The organism is Streptomyces sp. NPDC002403 (assembly GCF_053593015.1).
Genome location: NZ_JBSFBQ010000002.1, coordinates 205,171 through 221,294, shown reverse-complemented (window position 1 = coordinate 221,294; position 16,124 = coordinate 205,171). Strand labels below are relative to the sequence as shown.

The following is a 16,124-nucleotide window of genomic DNA, read 5'->3' as shown; positions in this document are numbered from 1 at the left end:
GTGACCACCGAGACACCCGCGGTCCCGCAGCAGCCCGTCCCGGTCTGGCGCCCCAACACGCCGGCCGACGCGACCCCCGACACCGTCGTCCACCAGCAGCTCGCCACCGGCCTGTCCGACTCCACCGGAGCACCGCTCACCGTCCACCTCACCGGGCTCGGCTGCGACCGGCTGGAGACCTCCGTCACCCCGGTCGGCGACGGCGTGGCCCTGATCGAGGCCACGACGGCGGCCGCGGCCACCGTCCGGGCCGAATGGCGGGTCCCCTGCGTCGGGGCCACCGCCTACTGGACCCCGAACACCAACGCCTCCCGCTGGCTGCCGCCGTCCTGGATCGCCCCCCGGACCGTGTCGCTCGCCCTGGGCGCCCCCGTCGCCAGCCTGGTCGGCGCCGACGACCGTGCCCTGTGCACCGCCGCCGCCGGAGAGACCTCCGCACCCGTGCGCCTCGGCGCTGGCGTGGTGGAGGAGAGCGGCGAGTTCGCCTTCACCGTCGAACAGGACCTCACCCCGGACGGGCCGCCGCTGCGGCTGCGGATCGACCTCGGCGGCCGCCACTTCGCCGCCACCCTCCAGGCCGTCAGCGCCTGGTGGGCCGAGGGCCTGCACCACCCCGGCGTCGCCCCCGCCGCCCGGATGCCCGCCTACTCCACCTGGTACAGCCTCCACCAGAACGTCGACACCGCCGCCGTCGAACGCCAGGCCGCCCTCGCCGTGGCCGTCGGCTGCGAGAGCATCATCGTCGACGACGGCTGGCAGACCACCGACCGCGCCCGCGGCTACGGCCACTGCGGCGACTGGGAGGCCAACCCGGTGGCCTTCCCCGACCCCGCGGCCCACGTCGCCGAGGTCCACCGGCTCGGCCTCGCCTACCTCCTCTGGTACGCGCTGCCGTTCATCGGCCGGCACAACGACGCCTGGGACCGTTTCAAGGGCATGATCCTGCGCGAGGAACCCCACCTGGACGCGGCCGTGCTCGACCCCCGCCACCCCGAGGTCCGCACCTACCTGGTCGAGAAGGTCTCCCGCGCCGTCGAGCAGTGGGACATGGACGGTCTGAAGCTCGACTTCATCGACCGCTTCGCCGTCACCGACCCTCCGCCCGCCCCGGCCGGCGCCGACCTCACCACCGTCCACGAGGGCGTGCTCCAGCTGCTCGCCGACCTCGACACCCGCCTGCGCCGCACCCGGCCGGACGTGATCGTCGAGCACCGCCAGCCGTACGTCGGCCCAGGGCTGTGGCCGTACGCCACCATGGTCCGCGCCACCGACTGCCCGCTCAGCCCCGCCGAGAACCGCCAGCGCACCGTCGACTGCCGGCTCACCGCGGGCCCGCTCGCCGTCCACGCCGACATGATCACGTGGAACCCCGCCGAGACACCCGAGTCGATCGCCGTCCACCTCGTCAACGCCCTGTTCTCGGTGCCACAGATCTCCGTCGACCTCGCCGCCCAGAGCCCCGAGCAGCTCGCCGCCCTGCGCTTCTGGCTCGGCGTCTTCCGCCGGTACGCCGACGTCCTCCAGCTCGGCGTCCTGGAACCCGCCCGACCGGACCTCGGCTACCCCATGGTCCTCGCCCGCGACCACCGCACCACCGTGGTCGCGCGCTACGCGCCGCTGCCCGTCGCCCTCCCGGACCGGTACTCCGCGGACGGCCCGCAGACCCTGCTCGTCGCCAACGCGGACGGCGACCCCGTGGTGCTCCTGGCCGCCACCCGACCGGAACAGGCCCTCGCCCGCGTCCAGGACTGCCATGGTGAGATCCTGTCCGAGACCGTGCTCGACCTCGTCGCCGGAGTGAACTCGGTGACGGTGCCGACCGGTGGCCTGCTCACCCTGACCCGCGAGCACTGACGACCGGGGGCCGGGGGCGGCCACCCGCCGCTCCCAGCCCGCCGACCACAGAGGAACGATGACCGCTCGACAGGTGACCATCGAGGACGTCGCACACGCGGCCGGCGTCTCCCGCCAGACCGTCTCGAACGCCCTCAACGCACCCCACCGGCTGCGCTCCACCACCCTCGCCCGGGTCACCGCCGCCATCGAGGAACTCGGTTACCAGCCCGACCAGTCCGCCCGCAGCCTGCGCACCGGCACCCGCAAGGTCATCGGCTATCCCGCCCCCGCCGACAACCCCGCCGACCCCAACCCCCTGATGGGCGGCTTCCTCCAGGCGCTGGTGACCGCCGCCGACGCGGTCGGCCACCGCATCCTCGTGTTCCGCTCCGACCCCCAGCAAGGCGCCGGAGCAGTCGCCAGGTCCTTCAACGGCCTGATCGCGGCCCGCCAGGTCGACGGGTTCGTCCTCTCCGACGTCGTCCACGACGACCCCCGCGTCGACGTGCTCACCGAGGCCGGCTTCCCGTTCACCGCCTTCGGCCGCACCGCCCCCGGCCGCCCGCAGAACTGGGTGGACATCGACTCCACCGCCGCCACCGCCGCCCTGACCGGACTCCTGCTCGACCAGGGCCACCGCCGGATCTGCTACCTCAACTCCGCCGCGTCCCTGCCCTGGCTCGCCGACCGCAGGGCCGGCTTCCTGCAGGCCGCGGCAGCCGCCCCCGACGGCGCCTTCGAGGTCGGCGTCCCCGACGACGACCCGGCCGCGCTCTCCCAGGCCGTCGAGCGCCTGCTCACCGGCCCCGACCGGCCGACCGCCCTGGTCTGCGCGAGCGACTGGCTCGCCCTGACCGCCTACCAGGCCGTCCGCGCCGCAGGCCTCGCCGTGGGTGACGACGTCGCCGTCACCGGCTTCAACGACATCCCGCTCTGCACGCTGCTCCAGCCCGCCCTCACCAGCGCGCGCCTGCCCCTGGCCGCCATCGCCCACGCCCTCGTCGACCGGCTGATCAGCGCCGTCGAGGACCCCGCCGCCGTCCCGGCGAGCGGGCTGCTGCTCCCTGCGGAGCCGGTCGTACGCGGCAGCACCCCGGGGCGGTAGCGGCGGCCAGGCTGTGCCGGCGTCCACTTGCACCCCTCCCCCGGCCCGCGCCGGCACTGCCGGCAGCATCCAAGTCAGCGCCGGGGACCGCTGCTTTCCAGGAGCGCTTCCCCGATGCGCGGGGGCGCGCAGTCGCTGGTGTGACGCCGGGCTCGCGTCACCATGCGTGACGGCTGCACCAGCAGGGTGGGCCGAAAGTCCGGCGGCAGCCGGCCGGCCGTCGTGGGCACCCGGCACCAGCGGGTATCGGCCCGCACGCGGCCGGATCCACGTCGCGCAGATGCCGTTGACGCCGGTCCTACTCGGCGGACTCCGTGGCACGACGCCGCAGCCGCCCGCCGAGCAGCACCGCGCAGGCCCCGACGGTCAGCAGCCCACCGGCCAGGAAGGTGTCCCGCACGCCGGCCAGCGGCAGAATCAGTCCCCCGAGCGCGGCGCCCGCCGCCATGCCGGCGTTGTACGCACCGGAGTTGGCTGCGAGTGCGATATCCGTGCGGCCCGGTGCGCAGTGCAGCATCGCGTTCTGCGTGGCCATGAACACCGGCCCGAGCGCACCGCCCATCAGCGCCAGGAACACCACCGCCGCCACCGGATCGGTGCCGGCCGAGTACAGGCCGAGCATGCCCGCTGCCTGCGTGGCTGTGGCCGTGGTCAGCGCGGACTGCGGAAAGCGGTCCAGCAGCGCCCCGGTGACACTCACCCCGACCAGACACGCAACGCCGAAGGCCACGAGCAGGGCACCGACCGTGCTCGGGGAGAACCCGCTCACGTCGCCGAGGAACTTCACGATGTAGGTGTATCCCGAGAACGCTCCGGTGGCGGACAGAGCCCCGGCCACGAGCACCGTCGCGAACCGCCGGACGTCGGGACCGGTTCCACGGGCGGCGCGCTCTTCCTCCGGCCGTGAGGTCGGCAGCAGAACGGCGACCGTGACCAGAGAGACGAGCCCCGGCACCGCCAGCGTGGCGACGGGCACCTGCCAGCCGCTCTGCCGCCCCAGCCAGGTTCCGGCAGGAACACCGAGCACCAGGGCCAGCGAACCGGCAACGGACAGCGCCCCGACCACACGCCCACGGACCTCGGGCGCGAACAGACCCACCGCGACCGGCCCCATCACGGCCCAGAACAGCGCCTGGGCGAGCGCCGTCAGCAGCCGCGCCACGAGGAGCGGCCAGTACGAGGTCGACAGCGCCGCACCCAGACTGGACAGGACAAGCACGGCCAGCAGCGCCGTGAGCACATGACGTCGGGGCACAGCCCGCACGAAGTGGGTGAGCGGCACCGACACGACAGCCACCGTCACGGCGTAACCGGTGACCAAGAGACCGACCGCCGACAGGGACACCCGAAGGCCCTCGGAGATGAGTTCCAGAAGACCGACCGGCAGGTTCTCCGCGGTGTTGAAGGTGAAGGCAGCCAGCATCAGGGCCACGAGCACCGCCGTCGCTCGCCATGGAGCCGGTTGCCCCGTGACCGCACGGTCTCTTCCTGCCCTCGCCCGTTGCGCCTGCCCCGTGGCACTGTCCATGGACGTACCTCACCGGGCTCGCCGGTCCCGCCGCAACCGAATTCACCTGGCTGACGTGGGCGGGCCGAAAGAAACGAGCATGACGTTCGGGATCACCAGTCCTCCAGGGTCGAAAACGTCCGCGTAGCCCGCACGGAACAACTGCGAGTCCTTGCCTCATGTGCCGGAAGAGGCGACTGCGCCCTGACCCGCAGGATCACCTTGACAACCCTGGACAAGGACGGACACGCAACGCTGAACGCGCTCATCGCCCCGCGCCCGCTCCAGGGACTTCCGACGCTGTCGGAGGGACACAGGAGGGACTTTCAGCCGCCTGAAGCAACAAGCCGCCGGAAGATCGGAAAGGGCCTCCGACGCAGGTCGGAGGCCCTACTCGGTGCACAACCGCAGGTGGCGGCAGACGAGTCGGGCTGTACGCCGGGTTCTGTCGCCCGGTCGCCTCGCGGCGGCCGGGGAGACGGCCATCCATCTAGGACCGGCATTGCTGCCGGTCTCGTGCGGTCTACCCGCGAACTCGGGCGGGCAGCCCTCGATCATTCGCGCAGAGCCGTCTTGCGACGGCCCCTCTTGACCTTGCTCCGGGTGGGGTTTACCTAGCCGCCTGAGTCACCTCAGGCGCTGGTGGTCTCTTACACCACCGTTTCACCCTTACCGAGGACCGAAGTCCCCGGCGGTCTGTTTTCTGTGGCACTGTCCCGCGGGTCACCCCGGGTGGCCGTTAGCCATCACCCTGCCCTGTGGAGCCCGGACGTTCCTCGGGGAGATCCAGGGATCCCCACGCGGCCGTCCGCCCGGCTCGTCTGCCGTGCCGACCATGCTACCCGTCCGCCGGGGGCGGCCGGTCGGGGCCGGGTTCAGATGAAGTCCTCGGTCTCCAGGTCGAAGGCGAACGGCGCCGGGAGAGCGAGCCGCTTGCCGAACGGGATCGTGCAGTGCTGGCGGTAGTCGTCGCCCTCCGGGTCGCTGAACAGCGTCAGCGAGGACTCCTCCCGGTCCACCAGGAGGTAGAGCGGGATGGGGCCGCGGGCGTAGCAGTGACGCTTGTCCGTGCGGTCCGCCCGCGGCTTGGTCGAGGTGACCTCGACGACGAGGGCCACCCCGTCGCACGGCATCCAGGGTTCGGCTCCCCGGTACAGACGGAGTTCGGTGGGGGCGAAGGTGCCGTCGGGGATGACGTGGTTCTTGGGACAGCGCCCACCACTGGTCAGCTTCAGCCCTTTGTTCCCGGAGAATCGCATCCTGGTGCGCGAGCGAGTGATCACTTGCTCCAGGATCACTCCGATGTAGTCCTCGTGGTCCCCGTCCGGCGGCGGTGTCACGACGATTTCCCCCTCGATCAGCTCGGCCCGGAAGCCCTCCGGCGTATCCAGCGCCAGGAAGCCCTCCAGCAGGACGTCCGCCTGCGTGAGCAGTTCATGCGGCATGGCAGTCATGTCACGCCCCTTCCTCGGTCGCTCGCCAGATTGGGACATCGATGGACCCGCCGTCCGTGAGATGGGAGTACGCCCCTCGATCGTGGCACAGGCGGCCGCGGAGTTGTCGGATACGGAGAGGTGCGGTGAGCGCTTGACCCTGTCGCAGCGTCAAGGTTTCTACTGGCTCCATGCGTATCGGAGAGATAGCCGCGCTCGTCGGGGTCACCTCGCGGGCGGTCCGGCACTACCACCACATCGGGCTGCTTCCCGAGCCCGTACGCCGCTCCAACGGCTACCGCTTCTACAGCGTGCGGGACGCCGTGGTGCTGGCCCGGATCCGGCGGCTCACCGAGCTCGGGCTCGGGCTGGACGAGGTGCGGGACGTGCTCGCCGACGCGGCGGGGCGCGAGCTCATGGACGTGCTGGCGGAGCTGGACGCGGATCTGGCCCGGCAGGAGAGCGGAATCCGGGAGCGGCGGCGCCGACTGGCCCGGCTGCTGGACGGACCGGTCTCCGCCGAGGAGCCCGTGTCGCCGGCCCTTGCCGAGCTGCTGGGCAAGGTCCCGGCGACCGGCTCCCCCATGGCCGCCAAGGACCGAGAGCATCTCGTGCTGCTGGACACCACGGGCGTCGACGGCGAGATCTACGCCGCGCTGGCGCCGCTGGCCGAGGACCCGGCCGTGCACGTGCTGTACGAGCGGCTGGACGCGCTGGCCGGGGCGGCCGTGGACGATCCCCGGATTCCCCCGCTCGCCGCCGAGCTGGCGGACGCCGTGCCGGACGGCGTGCTGGCGGCGATCCCCCCGGACGGGCCGGTCCTGACGGGGCTCGGCGAGGCGCTGCTCGACGACTACGCGCCCGCGCAGGCCGAGGTGGTGCGCCGGGTGATGGCGGCCCTGGCGGCTCGCGTGGCGGGGAGGGCGGCGGGATGAGCGTGCGCCGGCTCGTCGGGCACGAGATGCGTGCCCTGCACAGTCTCGGGCTCTGGGTGCTGAGGCGGCGTCATGCCGTGCCCGAGGGTGCCGTCGCCGTCCCGTACACGGGGCCGCAGACGGCGATGATGTACGGCCTGCTGTTCGTCTCCCTGGTCGAGACGGTGATGCTGGCGCTGCTGGTCCCGTGGCCGGTGGTGCACGGGATTCTGCTCGTGCTCGATGTGTACGGGGTGCTGTTCGTGCTGGGCACGCATGCCGCGTGCGTGACCCGGCCGCATGTGGTGGACGCCGACGGTGCGCTGCGGATTCGCTACGGCGGGCTGTTCGACCTGCGGATTCCGGCCGGTGCGGTCACCGGGGCGCGGGTCGACCGGCGCTTCCCCGAGGGCGGGCCGGTGCGGCTGGACGCGGACGGGGTGCTCGACCTGGTCGTGGGCGGTCAGACGACGGTGACCGTGGAGCTGGCCGGTCCGGTGGAGTTCGTACGGCCGCTGGGCAAACGCGAGTGGGCCCGGAAGGTCCGGTTCCACGCGGATGATCCGGGGGCCGCCGTGGCCGCGCTCAGGCGGGGGCGAAGAGCACCTTCGCCGAACCAGGATCCGCCCGGGCCAGCCTGACCCGCAGCCGCTCCCCCAGGGGGAGCCTCGCGTCGCCGCCCTCGATCCGGGCGACGACGGCCGGGTCGTCGATGTGGACGGTGCCGGTGGTGGGTTCCTGCTCCGACACGTCGACCACGACCGCGTCGAAGACCTCGCCGATCCGGTCCTTGAGCAGCGCGGCCTCGACCAGGTCGACGCACTCGCGCTCGACGGTGTTGGCGCGCCCGGTCCCGTCCGCCATCTCCTTCGGCAGGCCGGGCAGCGCGGCGCGGACCCACTCGGGCGGGTCCTGTTCCGCGACGGCGGCCAGGCACAGCTCGGCCGCGTACCGGTCGACGAGGCGGCGCAGCGGGGCGGTGCAGTGCGTGTAGAGGTCGGCGACGGCGGCGTGGACGGCGGGGGTGGGGAGTTCGCCGTGCTCGAAGACGGTGTACCCGGCGCCGCGCAGCAGGGTGGTGCACTCCTGGAGGAACGCGGCGTGGTTGGCCCTGCGCGGGTCGAGGGAGCGGACGACCTGGGCGTACGGGACGTGGTGCGGCCAGTCGATGTGCAGCGCCTCGGCGCAGCGGCGGAGCCGGGCCACGGCGCCGTCCGGGGCGACCGGCAGGGTCCGCAGGATGCCGGTGCCGGTCTCGGTCATGAGGTGGGCGGCGGCCATGCCGGTCAGCAGGGAGATCTGGGCGTTCCAGCCGTCGGCGGGCAGCGGGGCGCGGTACTCCAGGCCGTAGCCGCCGTCGCGCTCGACGATCTCCTGCTCGGGCACGTCGAGGGAGATGCCGCCTCGAACGACCTCCTGCTCCTCGCGGAGCCGTCCGATGTCGCGGAGCAGGGCGAGGGGTTCCTCGGCCGTGCCGGTGTCGATCTGCCGCTGGACGCCCGCGTAGTCGAGCCTGGCGCGGCTGCGGACGAGGGCCCGGCGTACCGAGGTGGCGACGGTGCCGCCCTCGGTGTCGAGGTCGATCCGCCAGAGCACGGCGGGCCGGGTCCGCCCCGGCAGGAGGCTGGCCTCGCCCTCGGAGAGCAGGGTGGGGTGGAGTGGCACCTTGCCGTCGGGGAAGTAGAGGGTCGTCACCCGGCGGTGGGCCTCGGTGTCGAGTGCGCCGCCGGGGCGTACGAAGGCGGCGACATCGGCGACGGCGTAGTGCACCCGGTAGCCGCGTCGGCGGCGTTCGAGGTACATGGCCTGGTCGAGGTCGTCGGAAGTGGGCGGGTCGATGGTGAGGAACGGCAGGTCCGTCGCGTCCTCGTGGGCCGATACCGCCGGGTCCTTGGCCGCCTGTGCCGCTTCGGCGAGGACCTCGGGCGGGAAGTCGTCGGGAAGGCCGAGCTCGGTGCGCAGTTTGCGCAGGGACGCCCCCAGCGGGGTGTCGGCCGGCCCGGTCATACGGATGTGGCGGCGGGGCATGGACCGAGCGTATGGCGGGGCGGGGCGGGCGGCATCCCGGGTGACGGCCGGCCGGTCCCGGCGTGCCCGTACGCTGGCGCGGGGGCCTGGTCCCGTCGCCCCGACTGTGCGTACGAAGGAGAACCGCCGTGCTCGTGCTGTTGCCGCCCTCCGAAGGAAAGGCCGCCTCGGGTCGCGGGGTGCCCCTGAAGCCGGAGTCGCTGTCGCTTCCGGGCCTGGCCGAGGCGCGGGCGGCGGTTCTCGACGAGCTGGTCGAGCTGTGCGCGGCGGACCGGGGGAAGGCCCGCGAGGTGCTCGGGCTGAGCGAGGGGCTGCGCGGCGAGATCGCGAAGAACGTGGAGCTCCGGACGGCCGGGACGCGTCCGGCCGGGGAGATCTACACGGGGGTGCTGTACGACGCGCTGGACCTGGCCTCCCTCGACGCGGCGGCCAGGCGGCGGGCCGGGAAGTCGCTGCTGGTCTTCTCCGGGCTGTGGGGCGCGGTGCGGGTGGGCGACCGGATCCCCTCGTACCGCTGCTCGATGGGTGTGAAGCTGCCGGGCCTGGGCGCGCTGGGGGCGTACTGGCGTGGGCCGATGGCCGAGGTGATGCCGGAGGCGGCCGGGGACGGGCTCGTCCTGGACCTGCGGTCCTCCGCCTACACCGCGGCGTGGAAGCCGAAGGGCGAGGTGGCCGAGCGCACGGCGAGTGTGCGGGTGCTGCACTCCCAGCTGGTGGACGGGGTCGAGAAGCGGTCGGTGGTCAGCCACTTCAACAAGGCGACGAAGGGGCGGATGGTCCGCGATCTGCTGGTCTCCGGTGCGCGGCCGAAGGGGCCCGCGGAGCTGGTGGAGACCTTGCGCGGGCTCGGGTACGTGGTGGAGGCCGAGGCTCCGGCGCGGGCCGGGCGGGCGTGGTCGCTCGATGTCGTGGTGACGGAGATCCACTGAGCCGTCGGCCGGCCGCAGGAGCCGCCGAATCCCGCCTGTTGCATCATGCGCAACGCTCGTTGCGTACAGTGCGTGCATCGCGGCAAGATGGGCCCATGACCTCCTCTGTGCTGGACCTCGCCCCCGTCGTGCCCGTAGTCGTCCTGGAGGACGCCGCGGACGCGGTGCCGCTCGCCCGGGCCCTGGTCGCGGGCGGGCTCCCGGCCATCGAGGTGACGCTGCGCACCGCCGCGGCGCTGGACGCGATCGGGGCGATCGCGGCCGAGGTGCCGGACGCGGTGGTCGGGGCCGGCACGGTCATCTCCGTACGGAATGTCGCCGACACCGTCGCCGCGGGGGCCCGGTTCCTGGTCAGCCCCGGCTGGACGGACCGGCTGCTGGACGCGATGAAGGCGTCGGGGGTGCCGTTCCTGCCGGGTGTCTCCACGACGTCCGAGGTGGTCGCGCTGCTGGAGCGCGGGGTCACGGAGATGAAGTTCTTCCCGGCCGAGGCGGCCGGCGGCACGGCCTATCTGAAGGCGCTCTCCGCACCGCTGCCCCAGGCCCGCTTCTGCCCGACGGGCGGCATCTCCCTCGACTCCGCACCGTCCTATCTGGCGCTGCCCAACGTGGGCTGCGTGGGCGGCAGTTGGATGGTTCCGGCGGATGCGGTCGCGGCGAAGGACTGGGCGCGGGTGGAGCGGCTGGCGAGCGAGGCGTCGGCGCTGCGCGGCTGATTTCCCCTACCCGCCCCTTCCCGGAACCGGGCTCCGCCCCGGACCCCGGTGGGTGCGGGCGGGGATGCGGGGCACCCCGGCCCCCAGCGGAAGCGGCAGCTCCGCACCACCGGCGCCGGTCCGCTGCCCCGCCGAACCGGAAGGCGCTCCGCTGCTCCGCCCCAGTGGGCGACGCTCCGCCGCCCCCGCCTCACCGCAGGTGCGACGTGTCGTTCAGCAGTCGCACCGACGCGTTCCCGTCCGCGTAGTACGCCACCGCCGAGACCGAGGCCGCCGAGAGTTCCATCCGGAACATGGCTTCCGGCGGGGCGCCGAGTGCCAGCCGGATCAGGGTCTTGATCGGGGTCACATGCGTGACCAGGAGGACCGTGCGGCCCGCGTAGCGGGTGGTGAGGCGGTCACGGGTGGCCGACACCCGGCGGGCGACCTCGGCGAAGCTCTCGCCGCCGCCGGTGGGGGCCGCCTTCGCGGAGGCCAGCCAGGCGTCCAGGTCGGAGCCGTGGCGCTCACGTACCTCGGCGAAGGTCAGGCCCTCCCAGGCGCCGAAGTCCGTCTCGCGCAGGCCGTCCTCGATCCGGACCTCCAGGCCGAGCCGGGCCGCCACGGCGGCCGCCGTTTCGCGGCAGCGGCGCAGCGGGGAGCTGACGATCTCCTCGATCGTGCCGCGGGCGGCCAGCGACTGCGCGATGCGTTCGGCCTGGTGGCGGCCGGCCGCCGAGAGTTCGGGATCGCTGCCGCCGCTGCCCGAGAACCGCTTCTCGGGGGTGAGGGCCGTCTCGCCGTGCCGGAGCAGTACGAAGGTGGCGGGCGCCCCGAGATCCGGCGCCGCGCCCCAGCCGACCTGGGGGGCCGCCGGGGAGGCCGCCGCCGGCCGGGAGGCCAGGGCCGCGCGGGCCTTGGCGGCGCCCGCCGCCGCGTCGCCGGGCGGACCCGACACCGGGGGGAGATCCGCGGTGGTCGAGGGCCGGGGGGTGTCGAGGGCGGCGGTGGACGCCGACGGCTCCCACTGCTTGCCGCGCTTGCCCGCGTCCATCGCCTCGTTGGCGAGCCGGTCGGCGTGCTTGTTCTTCTCGCGCGGGATCCACTCGTACGTGACGGCGGAGGCGGGCAGGATCCTGGCGGCCTCCGCCGCGAGCGGCTTCATGTCGGGGTGCTTGATCTTCCAGCGGCCCGACATCTGTTCCACGACCAGCTTGGAGTCCATCCGGACCCGCACCTGGACCGCGCCGTCCGCCGAGGCGTCCGGTACCAGCGCCTTCGCCGCCTTCAGGCCCGCGATGAGGCCCTTGTACTCGGCGACGTTGTTCGTCGCGACGCCGATGTACTCGGCGGCCTCGGCGAGGGTCTCCCCCGTCACCGGGTCGATGACGACCGCTCCGTAGCCGGCGGGTCCGGGGTTGCCCCGGGATCCGCCGTCGGCCTCGATGACGAACTGGCGCGGCTGGGTCATTACAGGCCCGACTCCGCCGTACGGACCAGGATGCGGCGGCAGTTCTCGCAGCGCAGGACGGTGTCCGGGGACGCCGCCTTCACGTCGTTGACCTCGGTGATGTTCAGTTCGAGGCGGCAGCCCTCGCAGCGGCGCTGGTAGAGGCGGGCGGCGCCGACCCCGCCCTGCTGGACGCGGAGCTTGTCGTACAGCTTCAGCAGGTCGGCGGGGACGGAACCGGCGACGACCTCGCGCTCCTTGGTGACGCTCGCGGCCTCCTCGTCGAGCTCCTTGGTCGCGGCGTCACGGCGGGCGGTCGCGTCGTCGGTCTTGGCCTGGACGGCGGAGACCCGGTCGGACAGCTCGGTGACGCGCTCCTGGGCGGACTCGCGGCGCTCCATCACTTCGAGGACGACGTCCTCCAGGTCGCCCTGGCGCCTGGCCAGCGAGGCGATCTCGCGCTGGAGGCTCTCCAGGTCCTTCGGCGAGGTGACCGCGCCGGAGTCGAGGCGCTGCTGGTCGCGGGCGGCGCGCTGGCGCACCTGGTCGACGTCCTGCTCCGCCTTGGTCTGCTCGCGGGCGGTGTCGCTCTCCTCGGTCTGCGAGGCGACCAGCAGGTCGCGCAGTTGCGCGAGGTCGCTGGTGAGCGACTCGATCTCGGCGTGCTCGGGCAGCGACTTGCGCCGGTGGGCGAGCTGCGACAGGCGTACGTCGAGGGCCTGGACGTCGAGGAGTCGGATCTGGTCGGCGGGCGCGGCGTTCAGTTGGGGGCTCCAGAAGAGTGGTGGGTGGTGGTGGTCCAGGGGTCGGTGACCTGCTTCGAGACATGGACCCGCAGGTCCCATCCGTGGCGGTCGGAAATCGCGTCGAGCTGCGTCGCGGCCTGTTCGCACCAGGGCCACTCGGTGGCCCAGTGCGCGGCGTCGATCAGGCCGAGCGGGGAGTGCTGGATGGCCTCGGAGGCCGGGTGGTGGCGCAGGTCGGCGGTGAGGAAGGCGTCGACGCCCGCGGCGCGCACCGCGTCGAAGAGGCTGTCGCCGGAGCCGCCGCTGACGGCGACGGTGCGCACGGTCGCCGACGGGTCGCCGGCGAGCCGGATGCCCTGCGCGGTGGCGGGCAGCCGGGCGGCCGCGCGGGCGGCGAAGTCGGACAGGGTCTCGGGGTGGTCGAGCACGCAGATCCGGCCGAGGCCGCGTCGGCCCTCGGGGTCCGACGGGTCCGGTACGAGCGGGCCCTCGACGCGCAGGTCGAGCGCGCCGGCCAGGGCGTCGGAGACGCCCGGGTCGGCGGTGTCGGCGTTGGTGTGGGCGACGTGCAGCGCGATGTCGTGCTTGATGAGGGTGTGCACGACCCGGCCCTTGAAGGTGTCGGCCGCGACCGTCGTCGTCCCCCGCAGATAGAGCGGGTGGTGGGTCACGATCAGCTGGGCGCCGAGCCGGATCGCCTCGTCGACGATCTCGTGGACGGGGTCGACGGCGAGGAGCACCCGGTCGACGACGGTGCCGGGGTCCCCGCAGACGGTACCGACCGCGTCCCAGCCTTCGGCCCGTTCGGGCGGCCAGAGAGCGTCGAGCTCGGCGAGGACATCAGACAGACGGGGCACAAGGAAAGGCTACCTGCCCTCCGTGCCCCGTCGCCCATGGCTGTGGCGGTCCGTGCGGACCGCCACGGTCCGCACGGAGGTCGTTACTTCACGAGGTCGGCGCGGAGGTCGTCGAGGACCAGGTTCGCCGCCGTCACGCCGAGGCCGAGGTACCAGGTCTCGTCGGAGACGTCCTTGGCCCGGCCCTCCTTGACGGCCTTCAGGTTCTTCCAGAGCGGGTTGGCCTGGGTGGTGTCCCGCTTGGTGGCCTTCACGTCGCCGTAGACACCGGTGAAGATCCAGTCGGCGTCGGCCTCGTCGATCTTCTCCGGGCTGATCTCCGCGGCGAGGTCGTCGATCTGCTGGTTCTTGGGCCGCGGCAGACCGGCGTCGTCGAGGATGGTGCCGATGAAGGAGGCCTTGGCGTAGAGGCGGATGCGGTCCGGCAGGTAGCGGACCATGGAGATGGTCGGCTTGTCCGGGCCGATGTCCTCGCCGAGCTTCTTCGCCCTGGCCTCGTAGGCGCCGAGCTCGCTCTTCGCCTCGGCCGTCCTGTCCAGCGCGGCGGCGTTGAGGAGGTAGTTCTCCTTCCAGGTGAAGCCCGGACGGATGGAGAACACGGTCGGCGCGATCTTGGAGAGCGCGTCGTACTTGTCGGCGGCGCGCAGCTGGCTGCCGAGGATCAGGTCGGGCTTCAGACCGGCGATCGCCTCGAGGTTGAGGTTGTTGATCGTGCCGACGTTCTTGGGGTTGCCCGCGTCCTTCTTCAGGTACGAGGGAATCGCGGCGTCGCCCTCGGAGGGGGCGTAACCGACCGGCTTCACGCCCAGCGACACGACGTTGTCGAACTCGCCGACGTCCAGCACGACGACGCGCTTGGGGGCGGACTTGATCTCCGTCTTGCCCATGGCGTGGGTGAGGGTGCGGGGGAACTGGCCGGCCTTGGCGTCCGTCCCGTACTCCGCCGTCTTCTTCGCGGCGTCGCCGAAGTCCTTGCCGCCCGTGGCGACGGCCGCCTTCTTGTCGCCGCCCTCGGACTTGGCCGAGCCGCCCGAGCCCCCGTCGTCGCTCCCGCAGGCCGAGAGGGAAAGGGCGGCAGCCACCGCCAGGCCGACTGCGGCGGTGCCGCGGCGACGAAGGGACATCACTTGCTCCAGTGGTAACGAACACACCAATAACGCTTAGGGCTGCCTAACCTTACTCATTCGCCTCACGCCCAGCACAGCCACCCCCTCCTTCTCAGGCGAACACCGGCATCGCCACCCTTATGTGTGAAGTGACAGGTCTCGCGTTGTCCGGCTGGAAGTGCGAAAACTACCTTCGGTTGCCGGAGGTGACCAGTCCATGACTGTCTGTGCCATCGAGAACGGAACCGTAGGCGCGACCGGAGCCGCCGAGGACCACGGGGACGCGGCCCCGGACGACAGCGGGCCGAAGGCGTCCGGCGCGCCGGACGACCCGCCGGACGGAGCGGACGGAGGCGGCGCGCCACTCGGGGCGGCCCCGGCCACGCCCGCGTTCACGCTCGCCGCGGACGGTTCGTACGCGGCCCGGCTCGCGTTCGCGGAAGTGGCGGCGGACGGGGCCGGCGGGGCGTGGTTCGTGGAGCGCTGGACGCTCGACGGGCCCGAGCCGTACGCCGTGCCGCTCCCCCTCGACCAGCCGGAGGAGCCGGACTCCGAGGTGCTGCCGCTGGCCGACGGGCGGGTGCTGATCCGGCGCCGGGTCGCGGACCGGCACGCGGTGTCGCTGCTCTATCCGACCGGCCCCGGAACCGGTGAACTCCCCCTCGGCGCCGTCGAATGCGCGGAGCTGACCCTGCTGCCGCCCACGCCGGACGGTGCGAGCGCGTACGCGTTGTCGGCCGGTGCGCACTCCACCTCCGTCTGGCTGGTGGCGGGCGGCGTCCACGGCCCTGAGCCGGTCGCGGAGGTCGCGGGGCGCTGCTCCGGCGGCGTCTGGCTGGACCGGGCGGGCCGGATGCTGGCCCTGGACCGGGAGATGCCGGGCGGCGGCCCGGTCAAGGCGGTCGCCGTGGACCTGGAGCGGGGCGGCGAGGTGACGCCGCTGCTGCAGATCGCCCCGGACAGCAACGACCGGCTGCTGCTCGCCGACCCGGACAGCGGGCTGCTGCTGATCCGCTCGGACGCGCCGGGACACGACCGGCTGGGCTGGGGCGTGCTCGGCAGCTGTCTGCCGGTGCGCTTCCCGGAGTGCCTGCGCCCGGCCGATGTGGCGGTGACGCCGTTCGCCGTGCAGCCGGGCCAGGTGCTGACGCCGGAGAGCTGCGCGGTGGCGCTGCGGATCGACGGGGCGGCGGGCAGCTGGGTCGGGGTGTGGCGCCCGGCCGGGCGCCGACTGCATCAACTCGCCGCCCCCCAGGGGTGGCAGGCCGGCCGCGGGGTGTGGACCCGGGACGGCGTGCTCAGACTTCCGTACGCCGCCGGGAACGTGGCGTGCGGCGTGGCCCTGCTGGAGGCACCGGCGGACCACGGGTACGGTGTGCGGCCGCCGGCGGAACCCGGCGCGGAAAGCGGTATGCAACCGTCCGCCGCCGCCGCGCCTCTACCCGTGTGCAAGCCGATTCCACTGGGGCAGGCGCCTCTCACGGGACGCAGGGTGCCTGGTTAAAATCTGGGCCCGGG

The 16,124-nt window shown here is 73.1% G+C and carries 14 protein-coding genes and 1 other RNA gene; 7 read left to right on the top strand and 8 right to left on the bottom strand.

Features of this window, described 5'->3' with window-relative positions:
• Positions 1-1,854, top strand: coding sequence for a glycoside hydrolase family 36 protein (locus tag ACWCPY_RS03500; RefSeq protein WP_451262645.1), 1,854 nt, complete (start codon positions 1-3; stop codon positions 1,852-1,854).
• A 58-nt stretch (positions 1,855-1,912) separates the two neighbouring features.
• Positions 1,913-2,941 (top strand): LacI family DNA-binding transcriptional regulator, encoded by a 1,029-nt coding sequence (locus ACWCPY_RS03495; RefSeq protein ID WP_451262644.1) that lies wholly within the window; start codon positions 1,913-1,915, stop codon positions 2,939-2,941.
• Positions 2,942-3,239: 298 nt separating this feature from the next.
• On the opposite strand, the gene ACWCPY_RS03490 is transcribed toward ACWCPY_RS03495, so the two are convergent.
• The 3 genes from ACWCPY_RS03490 to ACWCPY_RS03480 form a co-directional block, all read right to left on the bottom strand.
• Positions 3,240-4,364, bottom strand: coding sequence for an MFS transporter (locus ACWCPY_RS03490; protein WP_451262643.1), 1,125 nt, complete (start codon positions 4,362-4,364; stop codon positions 3,240-3,242).
• Between the two features lie 502 nt (positions 4,365-4,866).
• Positions 4,867-5,268: RNase P RNA component class A (gene rnpB, locus ACWCPY_RS03485), an RNA gene on the bottom strand.
• 55 nt (positions 5,269-5,323) lie between these two features.
• Entirely contained in the window at positions 5,324-5,893 is a 570-nt protein-coding gene (locus ACWCPY_RS03480; protein WP_451262819.1) for a Uma2 family endonuclease, read from the bottom strand.
• A gap of 179 nt (positions 5,894-6,072) precedes the next feature.
• Here ACWCPY_RS03480 and ACWCPY_RS03475 point away from each other — a divergent pair, with 179 nt between their 5' ends.
• Together ACWCPY_RS03475 and ACWCPY_RS03470 are read left to right on the top strand one after the other, a co-directional pair.
• On the top strand, positions 6,073-6,816 hold the full coding sequence (locus ACWCPY_RS03475) for a MerR family transcriptional regulator (protein WP_451262642.1): 744 nt from the start codon (positions 6,073-6,075) through the stop codon (positions 6,814-6,816).
• Positions 6,813-7,436 (top strand): hypothetical protein, encoded by a 624-nt coding sequence (locus ACWCPY_RS03470; RefSeq protein ID WP_451262641.1) that lies wholly within the window; start codon positions 6,813-6,815, stop codon positions 7,434-7,436. Before ACWCPY_RS03475 ends, ACWCPY_RS03470 begins: the two co-directional genes overlap by 4 nt.
• Here the strand turns inward: ACWCPY_RS03470 and ACWCPY_RS03465 are convergent.
• Entirely contained in the window at positions 7,381-8,823 is a 1,443-nt protein-coding gene (locus tag ACWCPY_RS03465; RefSeq protein ID WP_451262640.1) for an RNB domain-containing ribonuclease, read from the bottom strand. The two genes, ACWCPY_RS03470 and ACWCPY_RS03465, sit on opposite strands and share 56 nt — an antisense overlap.
• A gap of 128 nt (positions 8,824-8,951) precedes the next feature.
• Here ACWCPY_RS03465 and yaaA point away from each other — a divergent pair, with 128 nt between their 5' ends.
• Together yaaA and eda are read left to right on the top strand one after the other, a co-directional pair.
• A complete protein-coding gene (gene yaaA, locus ACWCPY_RS03460; protein WP_451262639.1) occupies positions 8,952-9,752 on the top strand; it encodes a peroxide stress protein YaaA in 801 nt (266 codons plus the stop codon).
• 95 nt (positions 9,753-9,847) lie between these two features.
• Positions 9,848-10,468 carry a bifunctional 4-hydroxy-2-oxoglutarate aldolase/2-dehydro-3-deoxy-phosphogluconate aldolase gene (gene eda / locus ACWCPY_RS03455; protein WP_451262638.1) on the top strand — a complete coding sequence of 207 codons (621 nt, stop codon included), beginning with the start codon at positions 9,848-9,850 and terminating at the stop codon, positions 10,466-10,468.
• A 190-nt stretch (positions 10,469-10,658) separates the two neighbouring features.
• Here eda and ACWCPY_RS03450 read toward each other — a convergent pair whose 3' ends face one another.
• The 4 genes from ACWCPY_RS03450 to ACWCPY_RS03435 form a co-directional block, all read right to left on the bottom strand.
• A complete protein-coding gene (locus ACWCPY_RS03450) occupies positions 10,659-11,918 on the bottom strand; it encodes a bifunctional RNase H/acid phosphatase (protein ID WP_451262637.1) in 1,260 nt (419 codons plus the stop codon).
• Entirely contained in the window at positions 11,918-12,661 is a 744-nt protein-coding gene (locus ACWCPY_RS03445) for a zinc ribbon domain-containing protein (RefSeq protein ID WP_451262818.1), read from the bottom strand. The genes ACWCPY_RS03450 and ACWCPY_RS03445 overlap by 1 nt, the downstream gene beginning before the upstream one ends.
• Entirely contained in the window at positions 12,658-13,500 is an 843-nt protein-coding gene (locus ACWCPY_RS03440) for a Nif3-like dinuclear metal center hexameric protein (RefSeq protein ID WP_451262636.1), read from the bottom strand. The genes ACWCPY_RS03445 and ACWCPY_RS03440 overlap by 4 nt, the downstream gene beginning before the upstream one ends.
• Positions 13,501-13,583: 83 nt before the next feature.
• Positions 13,584-14,624, bottom strand: coding sequence for an ABC transporter substrate-binding protein (locus ACWCPY_RS03435; protein WP_451262635.1), 1,041 nt, complete (start codon positions 14,622-14,624; stop codon positions 13,584-13,586).
• A gap of 199 nt (positions 14,625-14,823) precedes the next feature.
• On the opposite strand from ACWCPY_RS03435, the gene ACWCPY_RS03430 reads away from it, so the two are divergent.
• On the top strand, positions 14,824-16,110 hold the full coding sequence (locus ACWCPY_RS03430; RefSeq protein WP_451262634.1) for a hypothetical protein: 1,287 nt from the start codon (positions 14,824-14,826) through the stop codon (positions 16,108-16,110).
• Positions 16,111-16,124 lie beyond the last annotated feature (14 nt).